Origin of the sequence: Mycobacterium shimoidei, assembly GCF_900417275.1 — a bacterium.
In the GTDB taxonomy this organism is placed as follows: Bacteria; Actinomycetota; Actinomycetes; order Mycobacteriales; family Mycobacteriaceae; genus Mycobacterium; species Mycobacterium shimoidei.
In genome coordinates this window covers 572,085-591,926 of sequence record NZ_UEGW01000001.1, presented here as the reverse complement: position 1 = coordinate 591,926, position 19,842 = coordinate 572,085, and the positions used below count along the sequence as shown (strand labels likewise).

Genomic DNA, 19,842 nt, shown 5'->3' with positions numbered 1-19,842 from the left:
GTCGGCGGCGGCACCGGTCGCCATGGGGCATGGATCTGCGCCTGCGCGGCGTGGGCGGCCAGCCTGGGTTCGTGTTGGCGCCAAACCCGCGCTGCGGAGCGGGATTCGGCGGCCTTGAGTACTTCCATCATCAGGTCGATCGCCAGCGATGCCGGCGACAACGATACGACGTGCGCGGCGGTCATGGCGATGGTCAGGGCGGTGTCGGTGGCCGAGTGCCCGATCCGGTTCTCGAGCAGCTGCCGCAGCCGCGGTTGGTAGTCCACCGCCACCACGGCCGCCTCGACGCTGTCCGGCAGGCCCGGCCAGCGCAGCATCCGGCCGACCGTCGCGGCGGCCATACCGGCAGCGGTGGCGCCGACGGCCACCGCCTTGTTGGCCATTGGCCCGCTGTCGCCCGGCAGGGGCTGCGCGCGGGGGCTCAAACGCCCAGCCTGACAACTCTTTTCAGCATCATCGACCACACGGCACAGCTCACGCAAAGACACCGCCTCGTCGTCGAGGCCGACGACGAGGCGCGACCACGGGCGGTTCAGGGTTGCCGATGTGACCCCGGGGCAGGCGGCGACAGCGTCGACGACCACACGTCCGAGTTCGTCGCCGCCCGGACGGTCAAGGCCGCGGACCTCAATCCACGCCCGGCGCTCGTCGCGCCAGCAATGGCGGTTCAGCGCCGGCGTGCCGGGCAGTTCGCCGGCTACCGCCCGCACGCCTTCGCGAACCGGAATTGCGGCCATACTCAGGCCCGTGGAGGCCAGTGATCCCAGCGTGCCCGCAGTCTGCGTCGCGGTTTGAAGCGTTGCCCCGGCGAGCGCGGCGGTGGCTTGAATGCCCAGAGTCAACGCGCGCAGGGGCAAGGATCTTCGCACGGATTCGACGGTACTCAACCGGGTGGACTAACGACGGCTGCGCGACTGCGTGCCGCGAGACTGCCTGGCCGGTGTCCGTTTGCTTCGGGCTGTGCGGCGTTGGGGCGCCGCGGGTTTCGCTGGCACGCGCTTGGCCGGGGCTGCTGTGTCCCGGCGCGTATCCAGTTGGGTCAACAGCAACGCGCCGCCGCCGACCGCCAACAACACCGGCCACTCGACCAGGCCGGTGAGGCCGATCGCGCCGAATGTCAACGCCGCTGCGGGAACCGAGCGACTTCCCGCCTTGAGCCCGCGCTGCACACCGGCGACCGCTCCGGCTACGCCTCCGACGATCCCGTCCACTGTGGCGCCCCCCACCGCGCCGGCCGCCGCAGTAGTCACCGCCGCGGCACGCCCAACCGTTCGACTGACGTTGCGCACCGCGCCGTCAATGACACCCATGATCACTCCCGGATGTCATTGTTCACGCCCTGGCGGCGGTTGTATAGCGCAAAGGCGCCCGCCGCTTACGCCGTGGGACTCATCTGCGGTTACACACCGGCGACCGATGCCGCGACCTCTCTGTCGCTCTCGGGGGTGGCGACCTTGCGCCGCGGCAGGTCTTGCCCCGGCTGCCCGGGCGCCGACTCGACTTCGTGAGTCGGCGCGGGCTCAGACGGCTCGGCCGTGAGCCGATCCGCGAGCAGGCGCCTGCCAACCGACATCGCCAGGGTGGCGACGGCGGCCGACCCCAGCCCCTGTGCCCAGCCGACCGGACCCACCGGTGTCGACCCGAACAGTTGGCTGAGCCCCGGGGTACTGATCAGAACCCCGAACACGGCGAACGAGCCGGCCGCGGTGAGAACCACCAGAGGTGCGTGCGACTCCATCAACGTCTGACCGAGCTGGGTGGCCACCAATGCGATCAACGCCACGGTGGACGCGCGTTGCGGACGCCCACTGAACGCGGCCATCGCCCAGGCCGCCGTGGCCGCCGCCGCGGTTGTGCCACCGCGAACGGCGACGGCACGCCACAGGGTGCGTTCGTCGGGGCCGCGTCCCGGGCGCTTCACCTGGCCGCTGGGCATGCTGACGGCCAGCGCGGCGGCCGGCAATGCGTCGGTGAATACGTTCATCAGCAGCAACTGGCGGGTGTTCATCGGCGGCGTGGGGCTGAACGCGCTGCCGACGATCGCGAAAAGCACCTGGCTGGCGTTGCCGCCAAGCAACACCGACACCGCCGCCTGCACCCGCTGCCACAACCGGCGTCCTTCCTCGATCGCGTCCAGCAGCGCTTCGATGCGGCCGTCGGTCAGCACCACGTCGGCGACGGTGTGCGCCGGGTCGCTGCCGTGCGCGACGACGCCCACGCCGACGGTGGCGGCCCGGATGGCCGCGGCGTCGTTGGAGCCGTCGCCCACCATGGCGCACACCCGCCCCGCGCGTTCCAGCGTTTGGACGACTTGCACCTTGTTTTCCGGTGACATCCGCGCGAAGATCACCCGCTCGGTCACCACGCGTTCTTGCTCCTTGCGTGACAGCGCATTCCATTCGGACCCGGTGATGACCTGCTCCGGGGTCACCGGCAGGCCCATCTCGCCGGCGATGGCCGTCGCGGTGATGGGATGGTCCCCGGTGATCAGCCGGATGGCCACGTCGTGGGCGGCCAGGTCGGCGAGCAGGCGCGCCGCGGCGGGACGCGGGGTGTCCGACAACCCGAGGAAGCCCTGCAGCGACAGGCCGTCACTGCACAATTCGACGATGCTGTCGGGGTCTTTGCGTACCGACTGCACCTGCTGCGCGGTCAGCTCGCGCCGAGCCACCGTGATCACTCGCAGGCCCTTGGCCGCCAACTCCGACACCGTGAGGTGCACGGCCGCGTCGGTGTCCTGACAGGCATCCAGCACAACTTCCGGCGCGCCCTTGACGGTCAGCTCGTTACCCGACACCGTCGCCGAGAAAGCGCGACCGGAGCGGAACGGCAAGTGCGCATCCCGCTGCGTCGCGAGGCTTTCGCCGTTGACCTGCAATGCCGCCTCGATGATGGCTTGGTCGGTCGCGTGCGCGTGTCGAGCGCCGTTGGGCGTCGGCGCGGCATTCGCGGCACAGCGCAACACCTCCTCGCGCGACTGGCCCGACACCGGGTGCACCAGGGTCACCTGGAGGCGGTTTTCGCTGAGCGTCCCGGTCTTGTCGAAGCAGACCACGTCGACGCGGCCCAACGCCTCCACCGACCGCGGGACACGGACCAAGGCGCCGAACTTGCTCAGCCGCCAGGCCGACGCCTGCTGTGCCAGGGTGGCTACCAGCGGCATCCCCTCGGGCACCGCGGCCACCGCGACGGCGATGCCGTTGCCCAGGGCATGGCGAAGGCCGGCTCCGCGCAACAACCCCAGTCCGCCGACCAATGCGCCACCGGTCGCGGTGGCAGGGAAGGCGCGGCTGGTGAGCTGGCTGAGTTGATGCTGTAGGCCGACGGCGGGCAGCTCACCGGACGCCAGTTCGGACGCCCGCCGTTCCTGGGTGTCGGCGCCGACAGCGGTGACCACCGCAACCCCGGTGCCCGCCACCACGTGGGTTCCGGCGTAGAGCATGCAGCGGCGATCGGCGAGTTCGGCGCCCGGCGTCGCTTCGATGTGCTTTTCCACCGACAGCGACTCGCCGGTCAGTGACGATTCGTCGACCTCGAGGTCCTCTTCTGCGATCAGCCTGGCGTCGGCGGGCACCACCTCGTTGCTGCGTACCTCGATCAGGTCGCCCGGGGTCAGCTCCTCGGCGAGGATCTCGCTGTAGGTGTAGCTACCGTCCGGACCGGTCGTGACCTTGCGTGCCGGCGGCGTTTGCTGCGCCAGCAGCCGGTTGAGCCGGCTCTCGGCACGCAGCCGCTGACCGGCCGCCAGCAGCGAGTTGCCGACCAGCACCGTGCCGACCATTGCCGCGTCGAGCGGCGAACCCAGCACCGCGGTGGCCGCCGAACCCAGCGCCAGCACCGGGGTTAACGGATCCGACAACTCGGCGCGCACAGCCTTGGCGAACTGCCAGAATCCTCTCTCGGGTGCCCGAGAGTCGGAGATCGCGCGCGGTGACTGGGTGTCCAGCGACGCCAGCAGCTCGCGGGCCTGCTCGGGCGACATCGCATGCCATTCGTAGGCGGGCGCCGGCCTGGGCGCCGCCGTGCGAACCACTCGGCGAGCCAGCAAGTATCCCGACATCAGTCCGGCTGCAGCGCCGCCGGTCACCAGTCCGGGTCCGCGCGCCCCCCGCACACCGGGAACCAGGAACAGCGCGCCCAGCGCTGACGCGCCGGCCGAGATCGCGATACCGCGTTGGCTTGCCTGCTTGGCCGCCGGCAGCGCATGCAGCACGTGCCATGCACCGCCCAGATCTTCCAGGAGCAGATCAGCGTTCCACGGCGGGGCGCTGCCGTTTTTCGGGATGACTCCCAGCGCGACGTCGCCGGACGCGAGTGCCTGCTCGGCGGCCGACGACAGGACCGCGACGGTGCGCCCGGATTCTTGCAGGTCGGCCAGCGCCTGTGCGAGCGCATCGTCGATCGACCCGCCGACCGGCCGGACCTCGTCGAACGCCGGCCGCAACTCGCCGAGTATGTCGGCGTCGACGGTGACCATCTCCGGGCCGGACGCCCGCGCCTGTGTCACCACGGCCGCCGCCAACGGGTGCTGCGCCGGATGGATCAACGCGTCGACGCCTGCCATGCCGGGCACTGGCTGCCACCCGGGCTGGATGCCCGGGTCGTCGAGCAGCTTCTGAGCGCGACTCCAGGCCGCGGACAGCTTGTCGGGCCGGGCACCACGGACGCCGACCACCCGCAACGTGTCGCTGTACAACACCCTGGGGTCGATCAGCAGCGCGTCCACCTTGTCGAGCCGGCGCAAACTCTCCGGGCGCAGCGGCAACACCCCGTGGTGCTCGGCCAATCCGGCTCCGAGCGTCGCGGTGAACGATTCGCGGGTGGTGCGCACCGCCTTGGGGGCGGCCACCACGGCTGCCGTCGCGGCGGTGTTGAGGTTTGCGGTTAAGGCGCCGACCAGTCCGGTACCGACCGCCTGCACCCAGGCGATCCGCTTGGCATGGCGCTCGACCGGCCCGTCCGGAGGCGGCACCGGGCGCGACGGCTGCGCGACGTCGCCGTGCTCGGCATGGCGGGCCAGCAGCGGCTCGTAGCGTTCCCACGCCTGGGCCTGCGCGCGGGACTCGACCGCCTTGAGTCCATGCAGCATCAATTCCACCGACAGCGATGCCGGCGACAACGTGACAATGTTCGCGGCCGCGGTGGTCAGCGACAGCACGGTCTCGGTCGCCCCGGTGCCGATCCGCTCGGCGAGGAGGCCCCGCAGCCACGGTTGGTGATTGGCGATCTCCGCCGCCGCATTGACCGCGATCGGGGCGCCCGGCAACCGCAGCGCCCGGCCCGCGAGCGCGACGCCCAATCCCGCCGCGTTCACGCCGAGCAGGACGGCTCTGCTGGCCAGCAGCAGGCCATCCCCGGGCAGACTGCCCGGGCGCGCCGGGGTGTCCGGGCTGTGGCTGGGTCTGGGGCTGCGGCGAGACCGGCGTTCGGCCTCGTCGACCGCGCGGCACAGGCTTTCCAGCGAGGTCGCTTCGCCGTCGACTTCCACCACGACCCGCGACAGCGGTCGGTTCAGCCGCGCCGAGGTAACTCCGGGCACAGACCGGACGGCCTCCAGCACAGCGCGCTCGCAGTCCGCCGCATCGCGATCGCCCAGACCGCGCACCTCGATCCACGCTCGGCCGTCGCCGGCCCAACAGCGCCGTGTCGGCGAGGAGCCCGAACGCCCAAGCGAGAGCGCATGGGCTCCCTCGCGCACCGCGATGGTGGCCATTTCCACACCAAGCTCGGCACTGGCCGTCGCCAAACTCGCAGCACTGTTAGCTGCGGTGGTAGCAGTGTGTATAGACGCCTCAAACAGCGCGGTTGCTGTTCGGATACCTCTCGAAACAACGCGCGCCGATATTGATTTTTGCAAGGCTCAACCGTCTTCAGTCGTGGCTTTATGTTGCTTATAGAGTGTGCCTCTTATGCCTACCGTCTGGCGGTTGCACTTCGCGAGCGCGACGCCTTTTTTGCCGGTGCTTTTTTCGCCGCCGTGGTGCGTTGGGGCTTGCGCGCGGCCGACTGGGTCGAACCGCCCGACTTGGCGGGCGGGGTCGAACTGCCCGACTTGGCGGGCGCTGCCTTCGCCGGTGCCCCGTCCTTGTCGTGCCGGCTCAGCTGACGCAGCATCAATGCTCCGGCGCCGATAGCCAAAACCACCGGCCATTCAACAAGGCCGGTGGCGCCGACCACTCCCAAGGTCAAAACCGCCGCGGGCACCGCAGCGCCTTTGCTACCTACTCCACGTTGGATGCCGCTGACAGCGCCGGTCACACCTCCGACCACGCCATTGACCGCGGCACCACCGGCAGCGGCGGCCGCGCTTGTAGTTGCCGCCGCCGCACGGTTCACTTTTTGACTGAGCCTGCGCGCCGCGTCGCGAACCATGATGTCTCCCGATCTTCACTCTGGTAACCAAGTCGTGAACCCGTGGTGTGCCGCTCGCCGTCCGGGCAACGTACAGGGTTCACCACCAACCACGCTAATTGACCATCAGCACCGATGCCCGATCCTTGGGCAATACATAGACAACCCATATCTGACACCAGTGATCCGTCGATGCGCCACCGTTGCTGCTAGCGCAACTCAACCAACACCGGTGCGTGGTCGCTGGGAGCCTTACCCTTGCGCTCCTCGCGCACGATCTGCGCGTCGACGACCCGCGCGGCCAGGGCCGGCGAGCACAGGATGAAGTCGATGCGCATGCCCTGCCCCTTCGGGAATCGCAACTGGGTGTAGTCCCAGTAGGTGTAAACGCCCGGTCCAGGCGCGAACGGCCGCACCACGTCGCTGAAACCCGCGTCGACGATCGCTTGGAACGCCATGCGCTCCGGCTCGGAGACGTGCGTGCAGCCGCGGTAGTACTCCACACTCCAGACGTCGTCGTCGGTCGGTGCGATATTCCAGTCGCCAACCAGCGCAATCTGCGTCTGCGGGTCGTCGCGCAGCCACCCCGCGGCGGTATCACGCAGCGCGGCAAGCCAGTTCAGTTTGTAGGCGTAATGCGGATCGTCTAGGGCACGGCCATTGGGCACATAGAGGCTCCACACCCGCACCCCGCCACAGGTGGCGCCCAGGGCGCGGGCCTCGGAGGCCGCGGCCACATCCGGCTTGGAACTCCAGCTGGGCTGGCCGGCAAAGCCGACCTCGATATCGTCCAGGCCGACGCGCGAGGCGATCGCCACACCGTTCCATTGATTGAACCCGCAGTGCGCCACCTCGTAGCCGAGTTCGAAGAACGGCAGCGTCGGGAACTGATCGTCGGCGCATTTCGTCTCCTGCATGGCCAGCACGTCGACCTCGGCGCGGCCAAGCCAGTCCAGGACGCGATCCAACCGGGTGCGTATCGAATTCACGTTCCAGGTGGCCAACCGCAGCATGCACTACAGGCTAGGAGTGCACTCGGATGTAGCGGCAGCGGTGCTGGGGCGTAAATCCCAGCGACTGATACAGATCAAGTGCCGCGGCATCGTCGGCGACCTGCACGTAGCCGCGGGTGGCGCCGCGCTGCGCACCCCAGGCCAGCAGCGCTGCGCACAGCGCCCGGGCGTGACCTTGCCGGCGGTGGCCTTCGGTGACTCGCACTGCGGACAGGCCCACCCAGCGCTCGCCGTCCGGTGCCGGTGTCACCGCGGCCCGTCCGACCGCGACGCCGGCGCGCATCCCGAACGCCAGCTCACCGTCGACGACGGACGTCAACACGTCGCGCGGCACCTCGCGGGCGTAGCAGGCCAGCCACTCGTCGCTTGGCTGTGCCTGCAGCGTGACGTCACCGGGCGCCGACACGTTTGCCAGATCGCGCACCAGCATGCGGGTTTCGATTTCGGTCGGCGTGTCGTCGGGCAGTCGCAGCAGGCGGTCCGGCACAGCGAGCAATGGCGGGAGCCCACGTTCGGTGTACCAGTCGACGATCGCCGGGATAGCCGCCGCGTTTGCCGAAAAATCAAGCGGCACCGCGGAGTTGGCACGGCGAGTCGATCCGTGACCGGCGCGCAGCAGCCAGCCGTCCAGCCACTGCTGCTCGACACCGGGCCAGGCCAGCGCCGCGGCGTGCTCGACCGCGCGGATCTGCGAGTTACGCACCGGCACGTCGGTCAGCCGGCGCACCGTCACCACGTCGGCGGGGGCGAACTCCACCACGTCACCCGTCTTCGTCTGCAGCCGCACCAGCGGGTCGACGGCCAGCAGCACACCCACCGCGTCGGTCAACGGTGGCACCTCACCCGGCGGCCGGCGGTACCGCACGCTGACTCGCGTGCCGACGGCAGGAAGTCTCAGTGGCCGAATGGGTCCGGATCCTTCCCCGGTGTCCAGGACAGCCCGGGAACACCCCAGCCGTGCGATTTGACCGCACGCTTGGCGGCCCGGGCGTGGCGGCCGATCAGGCGATCCAGATACAAAAAACCGTCCAGATGGCCGGTCTCGTGCTGCAGCATGCGCGCGAACAACCCGGTGCCTTCGATTTCGATCGGGTTGCCGTCGGCGTCGAGCCCGGTGACCCGCGCCCATTTGGCGCGTCCGGTCGGAAACGACTCACCGGGCACCGACAGGCAGCCCTCCAGATCGTCGTCCGGGTCCGGCATGGTTTCGGGCACCTCAGAGGTCTCCAGGACCGGGTTGATCACCACACCGCGGCGACGCGCGGTCTGCCCCGCTTCGTCGGCGCAGTCGTAGACGAAGACCCGCAGTGGTACGCCGATCTGGTTGGCGGCCAGCCCCACCCCATGCGCGGCGTCCATGGTCTGGAACATGTTGGAGATCAGCTCCGCCAGATCGGTTGGCAGCGAACCCCCTGGGGCTACCGGCACCGGCTTGGTGGGGGTGTGCAAAACCGGATCGCCCACGATGCGAATGGGTACGACTGCCATGGTCGGCAAGCTTAAGCGGGCGACTCGCGGGCCAGGGTTACGGGGCAACAGATACCGACATGGTTGAATATTCGCCGACAGAGCGAGTATTCGAGAAATCGCCGGAAGGGTCCAGGAAGCGATATGGACGGCGCGATGGCGCGGGCTAATCGATCGGGGGACGACTCTGAACTGGCCGATGGGTTAACCCGCCGCGAACACGACATTTTGGCATTCGAGCGGCAATGGTGGAAATACGCCGGCGCCAAAGAAGAAGCCATCAAAGAGTTGTTTGCAATGTCAGCAACGCGCTATTACCAAGTGCTCAATGCGTTGGTGGACCGGCCCGAAGCGTTGGCCGCCGACCCGATGCTGGTGAAACGGCTGCGGCGGCTGCGCGCCAGCCGGCAAAAGGCGCGTGCCGCACGCCGGCTCGGTTTCGAGGTCACCTGAGGTACCGCGCCCCTTTTGCGGCTTTTTGCCCGCTCATAGTTACAGTGGGCCTCGATGAATGAGCGTGTTCCGGACTCCACCGGGCTACCCCTGCGGGCCATGGTGATGGTGCTGCTGTTTCTCGGCATCATCTTCATGCTGGTCGGGTTCCAGGCCATGGGATCCGGCGGTGACTCCGACGACGACGATTCGGTGTCGGCCGTGACGACGAGCACAATGTCGCCGAAGACGTCGACGCCTCCCGCGGCCAAAGCCGAGGTGCGGGTGTACAACATCTCCAGTGAAGAGGGGGTCGCCGGACGGACCGCCGACCAACTCAAGGAGCAGGGCTACAACGTCACCGAGGTCGGTAACCTGTCGCTGCCCGATGTTGCGACGACGACGGTGTATTTCAGCAACGCTCCCGGGGAGCGCGATACCGCCGAGGCCGTCGGCAAGACGTTGGACGTTCCGGTGGAACCGCGGGTTCCCGACGTCGCAGACCAGCCGCCCGGCGTCATCGTGGTAGTCGCGGGCTGAATCTGATGATCCCGCTCTCCCCCGCAAAGCGGGGGACCCCCACCTCGGCCGTTTCCCGGCCGCATCGTCGCCGGGATAGTCTTTCCCCTATGCCCGTTATGCCCAAGCCAGCCCTGAGCCGCAAAGCCGTCGACGCCATCGCATTAGGAGCACTGGTCGCCCCCGTGGCGTTGCTGAGTGCGTGCTCGCCGCCGCACGAGCAACCGGCCACCTCGCCGGGTACCACGCCGCCGGTGTGGACCGGAGCGCCGGCGCCGACGGGCAAGGCGCCCGAGGCTGGTCCCGGTGCATCGGAGAGCCTGACCACCCACCTCAAGTCGCCGGAAGGTGTCGACGTTGCGACGGCGAAGTTCGAGTTCGACAAGGGCTATGTGACGGTCACCATCGAGACGACCGGCCCCGGTCACCTGTCGCCGGGATTTCACGGCGTGCACATCCACTCGGTCGGCAAATGCGAACCCGACTCTGTCGCCCCGACCGGGGGCCCGCCGGGCAACTTCAACTCCGCCGGCGGCCATTACCAGGCGCCCGGTCACACCGGCAATCCCGAGAGCGGCGACCTGACGTCGCTGCAAGTCCGCAAAAACGGTGAGGCGCTGCTGGTCACCACCACCGATGCCTTCACCAGGGACGATCTGATATCCGGTGACGGCTCTGCGATCGTCATCCACGCCGGGCCGGACAATTTCGGCAACATTCCGCCTGAGCGCTACACCCAGATCAACGGCACGCCCGGTCCTGACGCGACCACGATGTCCACCGGCGACGCGGGAAAGCGCGTGGCGTGCGGTGTCATCCACGGCGGTTAGGAGCAGCAGAGCAGCCGAGCGGGTGGATTTCGCCGGCTCGTCAAAGCCGACGCTCGGGGTGGAATGGGAGTTCGCGCTCGTCGACGCGCAAACCCGGGACCTGAGCAACGAGGCCGCCGAAGTCATGGACGAGATCGGCAAAAACCCCCGTGTCCACAAGGAATTGCTGCGCAACACGGTCGAAATCGTCAGCGGCATCTGTGACTGCACCGCCGAGGCGATGGACGATCTTCGCGGCACGCTGGGCACCGTGCGACAAATCGTGCAGAACCAAGGCATGCAGCTGTTCAGCGCGGGCGGTCACCCGTTCGCGCGTTGGTCTGCTCAAAAGCTCACCGACGCACCGCGTTACGCGGAGCTGATCAAGCGCACCCAGTGGTGGGGCCGCCAGATGCTGATCTGGGGAGTACATGTGCACGTCGGGCTGTCCTCGGCGCACAAGGTGATGCCGATCATGTCGTCGCTGCTCAATTACTACCCGCATCTGCTTGCGCTGTCGGCATCGTCGCCGTGGTGGGCCGGTGAGGACACCGGCTATCCGAGCAATCGGGCGATGATGTTTCAGCAACTGCCCACCGCCGGGTTGCCGTTTCAATTCCAGACTTGGCGGCAGTTCGAGAAGTTCGTGCACGACCAGAAGAAGACCGGCATCATCGACCATCTCAACGAAATCCGTTGGGACATCCGGCCTTCACCGCAAAACGGGACGTTGGAGGTGCGGATCTGCGACGGGGTGACCAATCTGCATGAGCTTGCCGCCCTGGTAGCGCTGACGCACTGCCTGGTGGTCGACCTGGACCGTCGGCTCGACGCCGGTGAGACGTTGCCCACCATGCCGCCCTGGCATGTCCAGGAAAACAAGTGGCGGGCGGCCCGTTACGGCCTGGATGCGGTGATCATCCTCGACGCCGACAGCAACGAGCGCCTGGTGACCGACGATTTGCCCGACGTGCTGAACCAGCTGGAGCCGGTTGCCAAGTCACTGCACTGCGCCGACGAGCTCGCCGCGGTGCCCGACATCTGGAGAACTGGGGCTTCTTATCAGCGCCAGCGCAGAGTCGCCGAGGAAAACGACGGAGACCTGCGCGCCGTTGTCGACTCGTTGGTCGGCGAGCTGGAAATCTGAGCATGTCTGCGTCGGAAGCCGTTGAGCTGGCGATGTTTCCGCTCGAATCGGCTTTTCTGCCGGGAGAAGAGCTGCCGCTGCGCATCTTCGAGCCGCGTTACACCGCGCTGGTGCGCGACTGCATGGGCAGTCCGGATCCTCGGTTCGGTGTGGTGCTGATCTCCCGCGGCCGCGAGGTCGGTGGTGGTGACACCCGCTGTGACGTGGGTGCGGTGGCCGCGATCAGTGAATGCGTCGACGTCGGCTCGGGTAGGTTCACTCTGCGCTGCCGAATGGGCGAACGGATCCGGGTGTGCGAGTGGCTGCCCGACGATCCCTATCCGCGGGCTGTTGTGCAGGGCTGGCCCGACGAGCCAGGCGATGCGGTGACCGGTGCCCAGATCCGTGAAATCGAAGACCAGGTGATGGCGTTGTTCGAGCGGATCGCCACCGCCCGCGGCGCCCGATTCCTGCCGGGCCGCGAGGTGCTTTTGGGCTCGGGTCCTGACGACGCGGGAGAGCGGTTGTACGCGTTGGCTTCTCGAGTCCCGATGGGTCAGGCCGACCGCTACAGTGTGCTTGCGGCGCCGTCGGCGGCCGACCGGCTGATCGCAGTGCGCGAAGCGGTCGAATCCGTCAGCGCAATGGTGGAATTCCAGTTGTCCGAATGACCGCGCTGTATCAATCGCGGCGCGATAGCCCGGTGCAGCGGACCCACCAGCGCCCAAACCATCCGGGCGGTGAGCTTGTGGTGATAGTGCAGACGGGTGATCAGCACCGCCCGCCGGCCGCCCGCACGCCGCAACGTCAGCTCGCCGTGCATCAGCGGTCCGTCGGCCGCCAGCACGAACTCGTCGTGATCTGAACGCATGATCGTCCAACCGATCGCGGAGTTAGCCGAGTTGTGGGAATCCAACCGGAATCTCAGCACGTGCCGGTGGACCCATCCGACCGGATTTCCCAGCACGCCGGGTGTGCCCCCCAAACCATCATGGAATGCTTGCTCGGCGGTGCGCACGTCGCCGGGGCGGATGGGGACTTCGAAGGTGTCGAGGTAATCGGCCTCGGGAATCGCCGCCGCCGCAACGCGCCGCAGCGTCCGGCGCACCACGGCGCGGTGTGCCCCGGTGCCGATGACCAGTGCACGGTAGACCTTGCCGCGCAGATGTGGGAACGCCGCCCAGGTTTGCGATCGCACCCGGGTGTGCTGTGGGCCTTCGGGATCCAATTCGAATATCCAGCGGTAGACCGCGAACGGGTGGCGTCCTTTCAACGCCAGCCGGGTCGGCGGCGTGGCTTCGGCGAGGGCGAACCCCACCGGAACCGTCGATGGGTCGGTTGCGTCGCGGCACATCACCCGCAGCAGTGCGGACCACGTTTCTGCCGCAGACGCGTCGATCGTTATGGCATGGTCGTCGATATAGGATAATCGTTCCATATAGAAGGACTGTACTAGATCGTGGCACCTCCGCGGAAGCACCAGACCGATGTGATCCTCGACGCAGCGCGCTCAGTTGTGCTCGACGAAGGCCCGCGCGCGGCCAGCGTGGCCGCGATCGCGAAGGCCAGTGGCGCGCCGGCCGGGACGCTGTATCACCGGTTCGGCAATCGCAACGGGATCGTGACCGCGGCCTGGCTGCGCGCACTCGAGCGGTTCCAGGCGCGGGCGATGGCCGAAACGTCCGGCCCCCCGCTGGAGTTGGCCGTCGCGATGGCTGTCGCGGCGATCAGCTTCACCCGCGAGCTTCCCGAAGACGCCCGGCTACTGCTGACAATCCGGCCGGGCGACCTGCTCGACGGCGAACCCGACGCGGCGTTCCAGAAGACCCTGTCCGCGATGAACGCACCGCTGTTGGAGCGGCTGCGCACACTGGCGCGACAGCTGTACGGCAGCAGCGATCCGCGCTGCGTCGACGCCGTCGCCAGGGCGGTCGCCGACCTGCCCTATGCCGTTGTTCGGCGCCACGCTCACGACGACCCACTTCCTGCCTGGCTGGAAGACGATGTCGCCGCCGCGGCCCGTGCGTTACTGACTAGCTTCCAGCCGAGCCGAAAACGCTCACCGCGTCGCGGCGTAGGCACGTAGCGCCGCGACTTGCGCGGGATCCAGTGAGGGACGGACGGTTTCGCGGGCCGCCGCCACGTCGGCAGCGGTGATGTCGAGCGCGTCGATACTGCGTCGCATGGCGGCCAACGCAGCCTCGCGCAGCAGCGCCGCACAATCGGCGGCACTGTATCCGTCCAGGTCCGCCGCCAGCACCTGCAAGTCGACATCGCTGTGCAGCGGCATCGATTTGCCGACGGTGCGCAGAATGTCGTGGCGGGCGGCCGCGTCGGGCGGTTCGACGAACACCAGCCGTTCCAGCCGGCCGGGCCGCAGCAACGCAGGGTCGATCAGGTCGGGCCGGTTGGTTGCCCCGATGACGACGACGTCGCGCAATTGGTCGATGCCGTCGAGCTCGGTGAGCAGCATGGCGACGACTTTGTCGGTGACGCCGGAGTCGAAACTCTGGCCGCGCCGCGGCGCCAGCGCGTCGATCTCGTCGAGGAACACCAGCGACGGCGCCGAATCGCGAGCTCTGCGGAACAGGTCACGAACGGCTCGCTCGCTGCTGCCGACCCATTTGTCCATCAGCTCAGAGCCCTTGACCGCGTGCACGCTCAGCTGGCCGGTGCTGGCCAGCGCGCGGACCAGAAACGTCTTGCCGCAACCCGGTGGGCCGTAAAGCAGCACGCCGCGCGGTGGTTCGACACCGAGCCGTTCGAAGGTGTCCGGATGGTGCAGCGGCCACAGCACGGATTCGGTCAGTGCCTGCTTGGTGGCTGCCATGTCTCCGACATCGTCCAGGCAGACATCACCCATTGTGGGCTCGGCCCCGCCCGAGCGGGACAGCGGCCGGATCACCGTGAGCGCACCGAGCAGATCTTCCTGGGCCAGGGTCGGCGACTCGCCGTCGGCGCTGGCCCGCGACGCCGCACGCAACGCGGCCTCCCGTACCAGGGCGGCCAAATCGGCGACGACGAATCCAGGTGTGCGAGCCGCTATTTCATCCAGGTCCAGATCAGTGGTCGGAGCCCGCCGCAGCAGCGAACGCAGCAGAACACTGCGGTGAGCGGCATCCGGAAGGCTGAGTCCCAGTTCGCGGTCGCACAGGTCGGGCGCCCGCAGCCGGATGTCCAGGTTCTCCGGCACCGCCGAGGTGGCGATAAACGCCACGCCCGGTGTGGCCACCGCGCTGCGTAGTTCGGCCAGGATCAAGGTGGCGACCGGTTCGGCGTCGGCCGGCAGCAGCGCGTCGACGTCGGTGATCAGCAGTACGCCGCCGCCGTCTCGAATCGTCGCGGCCGCAGAGGTGACCGTCTTCAACCGATCCTCAGCGGCCAGCGCGCCGACCTCGGGACCGTCGAGCTCGACCAGCCGCCGGCCGGCGCACACCGCCCGCACCATGGTGCTCTTGCCGACGCCGAGCGGCCCCGATACCAGCACGCCGAGGTGGCTGCTCGCGCCCAGTGACTCCAGCAGATGCGGCTCGTCGAGAGCGAGTTTGAGCCATTCGGTCAGTTTGGCGGCCTGCGGACCCGAGGCGTCGAACGCGTCGACGCCGACGGTCGGGGTCAGCACCGGGCGCGGTGCCGGCGGAGCGCCGGTGCCCCAGGTCACCAGGGAATTGGGCTGCACGCTGACCGGTCCGGGTGGGTCGACGCCGGTGACGGACAACAACTCTGAGGTCCAGCTGACCCCCACCGCCGAGGCCAGCGCCCGGGTGGCATCCGACGTCGACGTGCCCGGACCCAGGTCGCGCGGCAGCAGTGACACCGCGTCGCCGACCATCATCACCTTGCCCAGCAGCGCCTGCCGCAGCGTGGCCGGCGCGACCGACTGGGTGGTCAGCTTCGAACCGCTCAACGTCACCAACCGCGCTCCGTACACCGCCACGGCGCTGACGATCACCGAGGTGCCTTCGCGCACCCCGGCGTTGGACAGCGTCACGTCGTCCAGCAGTATCGTGCCCACCGGCGTGTCCGGTCCGGCCACGCCAGCCACCGCCGCCGTCGTCCGCGACCCCAGCAGCGACACCGCGTCCCACTCCCGAATGCCCAGGGCGGCAATGGCATTGGAATGTAACCGGACCACACCGCGGCGCGAGTCGGCGGCCGACGTGTTCAGCCGTGCGACCAACGTCAGTTGCGGGCGAGACACCTCAGCCTCCTGGTTTACGCAGCCCCAGCCGGGCCATCGACCGACGGTTCGGCTGGGCCCGGCGAATGGCTCGGCGCACGGCGCGGCGTTCTTTGGGTCGCTCGCCCCATACCTCGGGATGCTCGGCCAGCCAGCGATGGCTGCGCACCGAGAACGGGATGTAGGCCAGGTAGGCCGCGATGGCCACCATCACCAGGATGTACGGGAACAGAAACGCTGCGGCGGCGACGATCGCCAACGCCGCCAGCAGGAGCGCCGCGAAATTCGGCGGCACCGACACCGCGTGCATCTTCTTCATCGGCAGCCGGCTGACGACGAGTATCGAGCACCAGGCCAACCAGGCGCACACGAACCACGGTGAGCTCCACCAGCCAACGCCGAACTGGAGTTTGGCGGCCAGCGGGCCGAGTGCGGCGATCGCTCCCGCCGGCGCGGGCATACCGACGAAGAATTCGCGCTCGTAGGGCGGCAGCGTGGCGTCGTCGAGCAAGGCGTTGAATCTGGCCAGCCGCAACACAATGCACACCGCGTACAGCAACACCGCCACCCAGCCGGCCGGCAGCGACGACAGCAGCGACACGTACACCACCACTGCGGGCGCCACCCCGAAATTCACCGCGTCGGCCAGTGAATCGATCTCCTCGCCCATGCGCGACTCGGCGTCCAGGATGCGCGCCACCCGCCCGTCGAGCCCGTCGAGGATGGCTGCCGCGGCGATCAGTGCCATCGCGGTGTGCGGCTGGGCCTCCAACGCGAACCGGATCGAGGTCAGACCCGCGCAGATGGCCAGCACGCTCATCGAGCTGGGCAGGATTCGCAGGTTGACGGCTCGGCGGCCACGCGCTTTGGTGGTCATCGCAGTTCGGCCAACACCGTTTCGCCGGCGACCGCCCGTTGCCCGACGGCGACCAACGGCACCGTCCCGGCGGGCAGGTAGGTGTCCAGCCGCGACCCGAATCGGATCAGGCCGTAGGTGTCACCGATCGACAGCTTGTCGCCGACATGGGCATCGCAGACGATGCGCCGGGCCAACAGCCCGGCGATCTGTACGGCGATGACTTCGGTGCCGTCGTCGGTGCGGATCCGCATGCTGGTGCGTTCGTTGTCGTCGCTGGCCGCCGCCAGATCGGCCGACCCGAAGCGGCCCGGCCGGTGTTGCACGGCGAGCACCTCGCCGCTGACCGGGGAGCGCTGCACGTGCGCATCCAACAATGACAAGAAGATGCTGACCCGCGGCAGCGGGGTGTCGGCAAGGCCGAGTTCGGCTGGCGGAGCGGCCGTATCGACGGCGCAGACCAGACCGTCGGCGGGTGCGACGACCACACCGGGACGATCGGGCGGCACCCGCCGCGGGTGGCGGAAGAACCCGGCGCAGGCGCCCGCGGCCAGCAGACCGGTCCGGCGCAGCCAGCGCGAACGCCGTCCGGCCACCGCCAGCACGAGACCTGCCGAGATGAACGGCAGCCCGGCCGGGTGCACCGGCGGAACCGTCGAGCGCAGCAACGCCACCAGGCGTTGGGGCCCGGTCAGGCCGTCAGAGGGGCGTCGTGCCACGCGGTCATCTTACGGAGCGCTTGGTTAATTGCCCGGCTCCTCCTCATCGCGCTACGCGCTCTGCATCGTCGCCGGGCGGTGAATTGCCCGGCTCCTCCTCATCGCGCTACGCGCTCTGCATCGTCGCCGGGCGGTGAATTGCCCGGCTCCTTCTCATCGCGCTACGCGCTCTGCATCGTCGCCGGGCGCAGGTCCCAGATCTGCAGCTCGGATCCGACCGGTATCTCCTGGACGTCCTCGGGGATGTCCAGCAGGCAGTTCGCCGACGCGAACCACCGCAGATGGTGCGATGCCGGCGGGCCCCAGCTGGTGACCGTGCCGGCGTCGGCGTCGAACACCCCGCGGCGGAACTGCCGGCGACCGCGCGGTGAGGTCAACTGTTCGGTGAGCACCGCGGATCGTCGGGGCCGGTGCGCGTCCGGCAGGCCCATCGCGGTACGCAGCGCCGGGCGGATGAACACCTCGAAGGACACCAGCGCGCTTACCGGGTTGCCCGGCAGGGTGACGATCGGGGTCCCGGCCACTCGGCCGATGCCCTGCGGCATGCCGGGCTGCATCGCCACCTTGACGAATTCCACCCCCTGGTCGCCGTCGCGGCCGAACGCGTCCTTGACCACTTCGTAGGCGCCGGCGCTGACCCCGCCGCTGGTGATGATCAGATCCGCATCAGCGGTGTAGCGGTCCAGCACCGCGGCGAACTCCGCGACGTCGTCGCTGACGGCCGCGGTGGCGACCACGTCGGCACCGGCGTCGCGGACGGCGGCGGCCAGCATGACGGAGTTGGACTCGTAGATCTGCCCCGGCCGCAGCGGCGTGCCCGGCGACACCAGCTCCGATCCGGTGGAAACCACCAGCACCCGTTGACGCGGAATCACCGGCAGCTCATGGCGGCCCAACGCCGCGGCCAGCCCGACCACCGCCGGGGTGACCACCTGACCGGCGCGCAACACGGTGGTGCCCGCGGCGACGTCCTCGCCGGCGTGACGGATGTGGCGTCCCTGCGGGCTGCCGGCGGTGATCGTCACGACGTCGGTGCCACCGTCGGTGGCTTCCACCGGCACCACCGCCGTCGCCCCGGCCGGTATCGGCGCTCCGGTCATGATCCGGTGCGCGGTACCGGGCTCGAGGGTGGGGATGTCGGTGCGTCCGGCCGGAATGTCTTCGGCGACAGGAAGTTTCACCGGGTTTTCGGTGCTCGCCGCGGCGACATCGTCGGCGCGTACCGCGTAGCCGTCCATCGCGGAGTTGTCGAACACCGGTAGCGACACGGTGGCCTGGATGTCGTCGGCCAGCACCAGACGCTCGGCGTCGACGAGTTCGGCGGTGCCGGCGGGCCGGGCAGTGATCAGCCCGGCGACGATGCGCTGATGTTCCTCGACGGACCGCATCAGAGCGGGTAGTGGACGCCGGTGAGTTCTTCGGAGACCGCCCACAGCCGCCGCTGCAGTTCCTCGTTGTGCGACTGTGCGCTGGAGGACACCACCTTGGGGTGGCCGCGCTGCTCGCCGATGCCGTCCGGGCCGTAGTACTGGCCGCCCTTGACGTCGGGATCGGTGGCGGCGCGCAGGGTGGGCAGCGCACCCATCGCCGCACTCTGCGACATCACCGCCCAGAACACGTTGACCGCGGGCTTGAAAATCCCGGGCACATTGCGTGCGAGTTCGGTATTGGAAAGGCCGGGGTGGGCGGCGACGGCGATGGTGTTCTTCTGCGCGGCGGCCAGCTGGCGCTGCAGCTCGTAGGTGAACAGCAGGTTGGCCAGTTTCGACTGCCCGTAGGCAGCGACCCGGTCGTAGCGACGCTCCCACTGCAGGTCGTCGAAGTGGATGGCGGCGCGGATGCGGTGACCCGTGCTGCTGACGGTCACCACCCGCGAACCACGGACGCCCAGCAGGTGGTCGAGCAGCAGCCCGGTCAATGCGAAGTGGCCGAGATGGTTGGTGCCGAACTGCATTTCGAATCCGTCGGCGGTGACCTGTTTGGGCGTGTACATCACGCCGGCGTTGTTGATCAACAGGTCGATGCGCGGGTAGTTGGCGCGCAGCGCGTCGGCGGTGCGGCGCACCGAGTCCAGCGAGCTCAGGTCGAGTTGGGTCAGCGTGACGTCGGCCTTGGGGTCGGCAGCGACGATGCGCGCCAGCGCGGCGTTGCCCTTCTCCAGGTTGCGCACCGCCAGCACGACGTGCGCGCCACGCTGGGCCAGCATCGCGGCGGTGTGGTAGCCAAGGCCGGTGTTGGCGCCGGTGACGATGGCGATCCGGCCGCTCTGGTCGGGCATGTCGGCGTGTGACCATTTGCGGTTAGAACCCATGGCGCCAAACCATACCGACACGGTGTCAACGACGTCGGGTGGCATCCTCAATGCTGTGC

18 protein-coding genes are annotated in these 19,842 nt (G+C 68.7%); 6 read left to right on the top strand and 12 right to left on the bottom strand.

Features of this window, described 5'->3' with window-relative positions:
- Positions 1-896 precede the first annotated feature (896 nt).
- The 6 genes from MSP7336_RS02950 to MSP7336_RS02925 all read right to left on the bottom strand — a co-directional run bounded on the left by MSP7336_RS02950 (position 897) and on the right by MSP7336_RS02925 (position 8,852).
- Positions 897-1,310, bottom strand: coding sequence for a hypothetical protein (locus tag MSP7336_RS02950; RefSeq protein WP_069397455.1), 414 nt, complete (start codon positions 1,308-1,310; stop codon positions 897-899).
- An 89-nt stretch (positions 1,311-1,399) separates the two neighbouring features.
- A complete protein-coding gene (locus MSP7336_RS02945; RefSeq protein WP_308207458.1) occupies positions 1,400-5,845 on the bottom strand; it encodes an HAD-IC family P-type ATPase in 4,446 nt (1,481 codons plus the stop codon).
- A gap of 68 nt (positions 5,846-5,913) precedes the next feature.
- Positions 5,914-6,372, bottom strand: coding sequence for a hypothetical protein (locus MSP7336_RS02940; RefSeq protein ID WP_069397412.1), 459 nt, complete (start codon positions 6,370-6,372; stop codon positions 5,914-5,916).
- Positions 6,373-6,560: 188 nt separating this feature from the next.
- Positions 6,561-7,361, bottom strand: a complete 801-nt coding sequence (locus tag MSP7336_RS02935) for an exodeoxyribonuclease III (RefSeq protein WP_181786922.1) — start codon at positions 7,359-7,361, stop codon at positions 6,561-6,563.
- A 13-nt stretch (positions 7,362-7,374) separates the two neighbouring features.
- Positions 7,375-8,262: an N-acetylglutamate synthase, CG3035 family gene (locus MSP7336_RS02930; protein WP_113964746.1), complete on the bottom strand. Its 888-nt coding sequence runs from the start codon at positions 8,260-8,262 to the stop codon at positions 7,375-7,377.
- Positions 8,259-8,852 carry a peptide deformylase gene (locus MSP7336_RS02925; RefSeq protein WP_069397414.1) on the bottom strand — a complete coding sequence of 198 codons (594 nt, stop codon included), beginning with the start codon at positions 8,850-8,852 and terminating at the stop codon, positions 8,259-8,261. Before MSP7336_RS02925 ends, MSP7336_RS02930 begins: the two co-directional genes overlap by 4 nt.
- Positions 8,853-8,975: 123 nt before the next feature.
- Between MSP7336_RS02925 and MSP7336_RS02920 the strand changes: the two genes are divergently transcribed.
- From MSP7336_RS02920 to MSP7336_RS02900, 5 genes are all read left to right on the top strand, one after another.
- Positions 8,976-9,284 carry a nucleoid-associated protein NapA gene (locus MSP7336_RS02920; protein WP_069397415.1) on the top strand — a complete coding sequence of 103 codons (309 nt, stop codon included), beginning with the start codon at positions 8,976-8,978 and terminating at the stop codon, positions 9,282-9,284.
- A 54-nt stretch (positions 9,285-9,338) separates the two neighbouring features.
- On the top strand, positions 9,339-9,803 hold the full coding sequence (locus MSP7336_RS02915; RefSeq protein ID WP_113963010.1) for a LytR C-terminal domain-containing protein: 465 nt from the start codon (positions 9,339-9,341) through the stop codon (positions 9,801-9,803).
- Between the two features lie 98 nt (positions 9,804-9,901).
- Positions 9,902-10,612, top strand: coding sequence for a superoxide dismutase[Cu-Zn] (sodC, locus tag MSP7336_RS02910; protein WP_113963009.1), 711 nt, complete (start codon positions 9,902-9,904; stop codon positions 10,610-10,612).
- Entirely contained in the window at positions 10,593-11,738 is a 1,146-nt protein-coding gene (locus tag MSP7336_RS02905; RefSeq protein WP_113963008.1) for a glutamate--cysteine ligase, read from the top strand. Before sodC ends, MSP7336_RS02905 begins: the two co-directional genes overlap by 20 nt.
- A 2-nt stretch (positions 11,739-11,740) precedes the next feature.
- On the top strand, positions 11,741-12,388 hold the full coding sequence (locus MSP7336_RS02900; RefSeq protein ID WP_113963007.1) for an LON peptidase substrate-binding domain-containing protein: 648 nt from the start codon (positions 11,741-11,743) through the stop codon (positions 12,386-12,388).
- Here the strand turns inward: MSP7336_RS02900 and MSP7336_RS02895 are convergent.
- On the bottom strand, positions 12,286-13,155 hold the full coding sequence (locus MSP7336_RS02895; RefSeq protein WP_113963006.1) for a DUF2867 domain-containing protein: 870 nt from the start codon (positions 13,153-13,155) through the stop codon (positions 12,286-12,288). The two genes, MSP7336_RS02900 and MSP7336_RS02895, sit on opposite strands and share 103 nt — an antisense overlap.
- A 21-nt stretch (positions 13,156-13,176) precedes the next feature.
- Between MSP7336_RS02895 and MSP7336_RS02890 the strand changes: the two genes are divergently transcribed.
- Entirely contained in the window at positions 13,177-13,803 is a 627-nt protein-coding gene (locus MSP7336_RS02890) for a TetR/AcrR family transcriptional regulator (protein WP_069397421.1), read from the top strand.
- Here the strand turns inward: MSP7336_RS02890 and MSP7336_RS02885 are convergent.
- The 5 genes from MSP7336_RS02885 to MSP7336_RS02865 form a co-directional block, all read right to left on the bottom strand.
- Positions 13,777-15,918 carry an AAA family ATPase gene (locus tag MSP7336_RS02885; RefSeq protein ID WP_113963005.1) on the bottom strand — a complete coding sequence of 714 codons (2,142 nt, stop codon included), beginning with the start codon at positions 15,916-15,918 and terminating at the stop codon, positions 13,777-13,779. The two genes, MSP7336_RS02890 and MSP7336_RS02885, sit on opposite strands and share 27 nt — an antisense overlap.
- A 1-nt stretch (position 15,919) precedes the next feature.
- Positions 15,920-16,774 (bottom strand): CDP-alcohol phosphatidyltransferase family protein, encoded by an 855-nt coding sequence (locus MSP7336_RS02880; RefSeq protein WP_069397423.1) that lies wholly within the window; start codon positions 16,772-16,774, stop codon positions 15,920-15,922.
- Positions 16,771-17,472 carry a phosphatidylserine decarboxylase gene (locus MSP7336_RS02875; RefSeq protein WP_113963004.1) on the bottom strand — a complete coding sequence of 234 codons (702 nt, stop codon included), beginning with the start codon at positions 17,470-17,472 and terminating at the stop codon, positions 16,771-16,773. Before MSP7336_RS02875 ends, MSP7336_RS02880 begins: the two co-directional genes overlap by 4 nt.
- 161 nt (positions 17,473-17,633) lie before the next feature.
- Complete coding sequence (gene moeA / locus MSP7336_RS02870; RefSeq protein ID WP_069397424.1) at positions 17,634-18,860, bottom strand: molybdopterin molybdotransferase MoeA; 1,227 nt, start codon at positions 18,858-18,860, stop codon at positions 17,634-17,636.
- Entirely contained in the window at positions 18,860-19,783 is a 924-nt protein-coding gene (locus MSP7336_RS02865; protein ID WP_069397425.1) for an SDR family NAD(P)-dependent oxidoreductase, read from the bottom strand. The genes moeA and MSP7336_RS02865 overlap by 1 nt, the downstream gene beginning before the upstream one ends.
- Between the last annotated feature and the right edge of the window lie 59 nt (positions 19,784-19,842).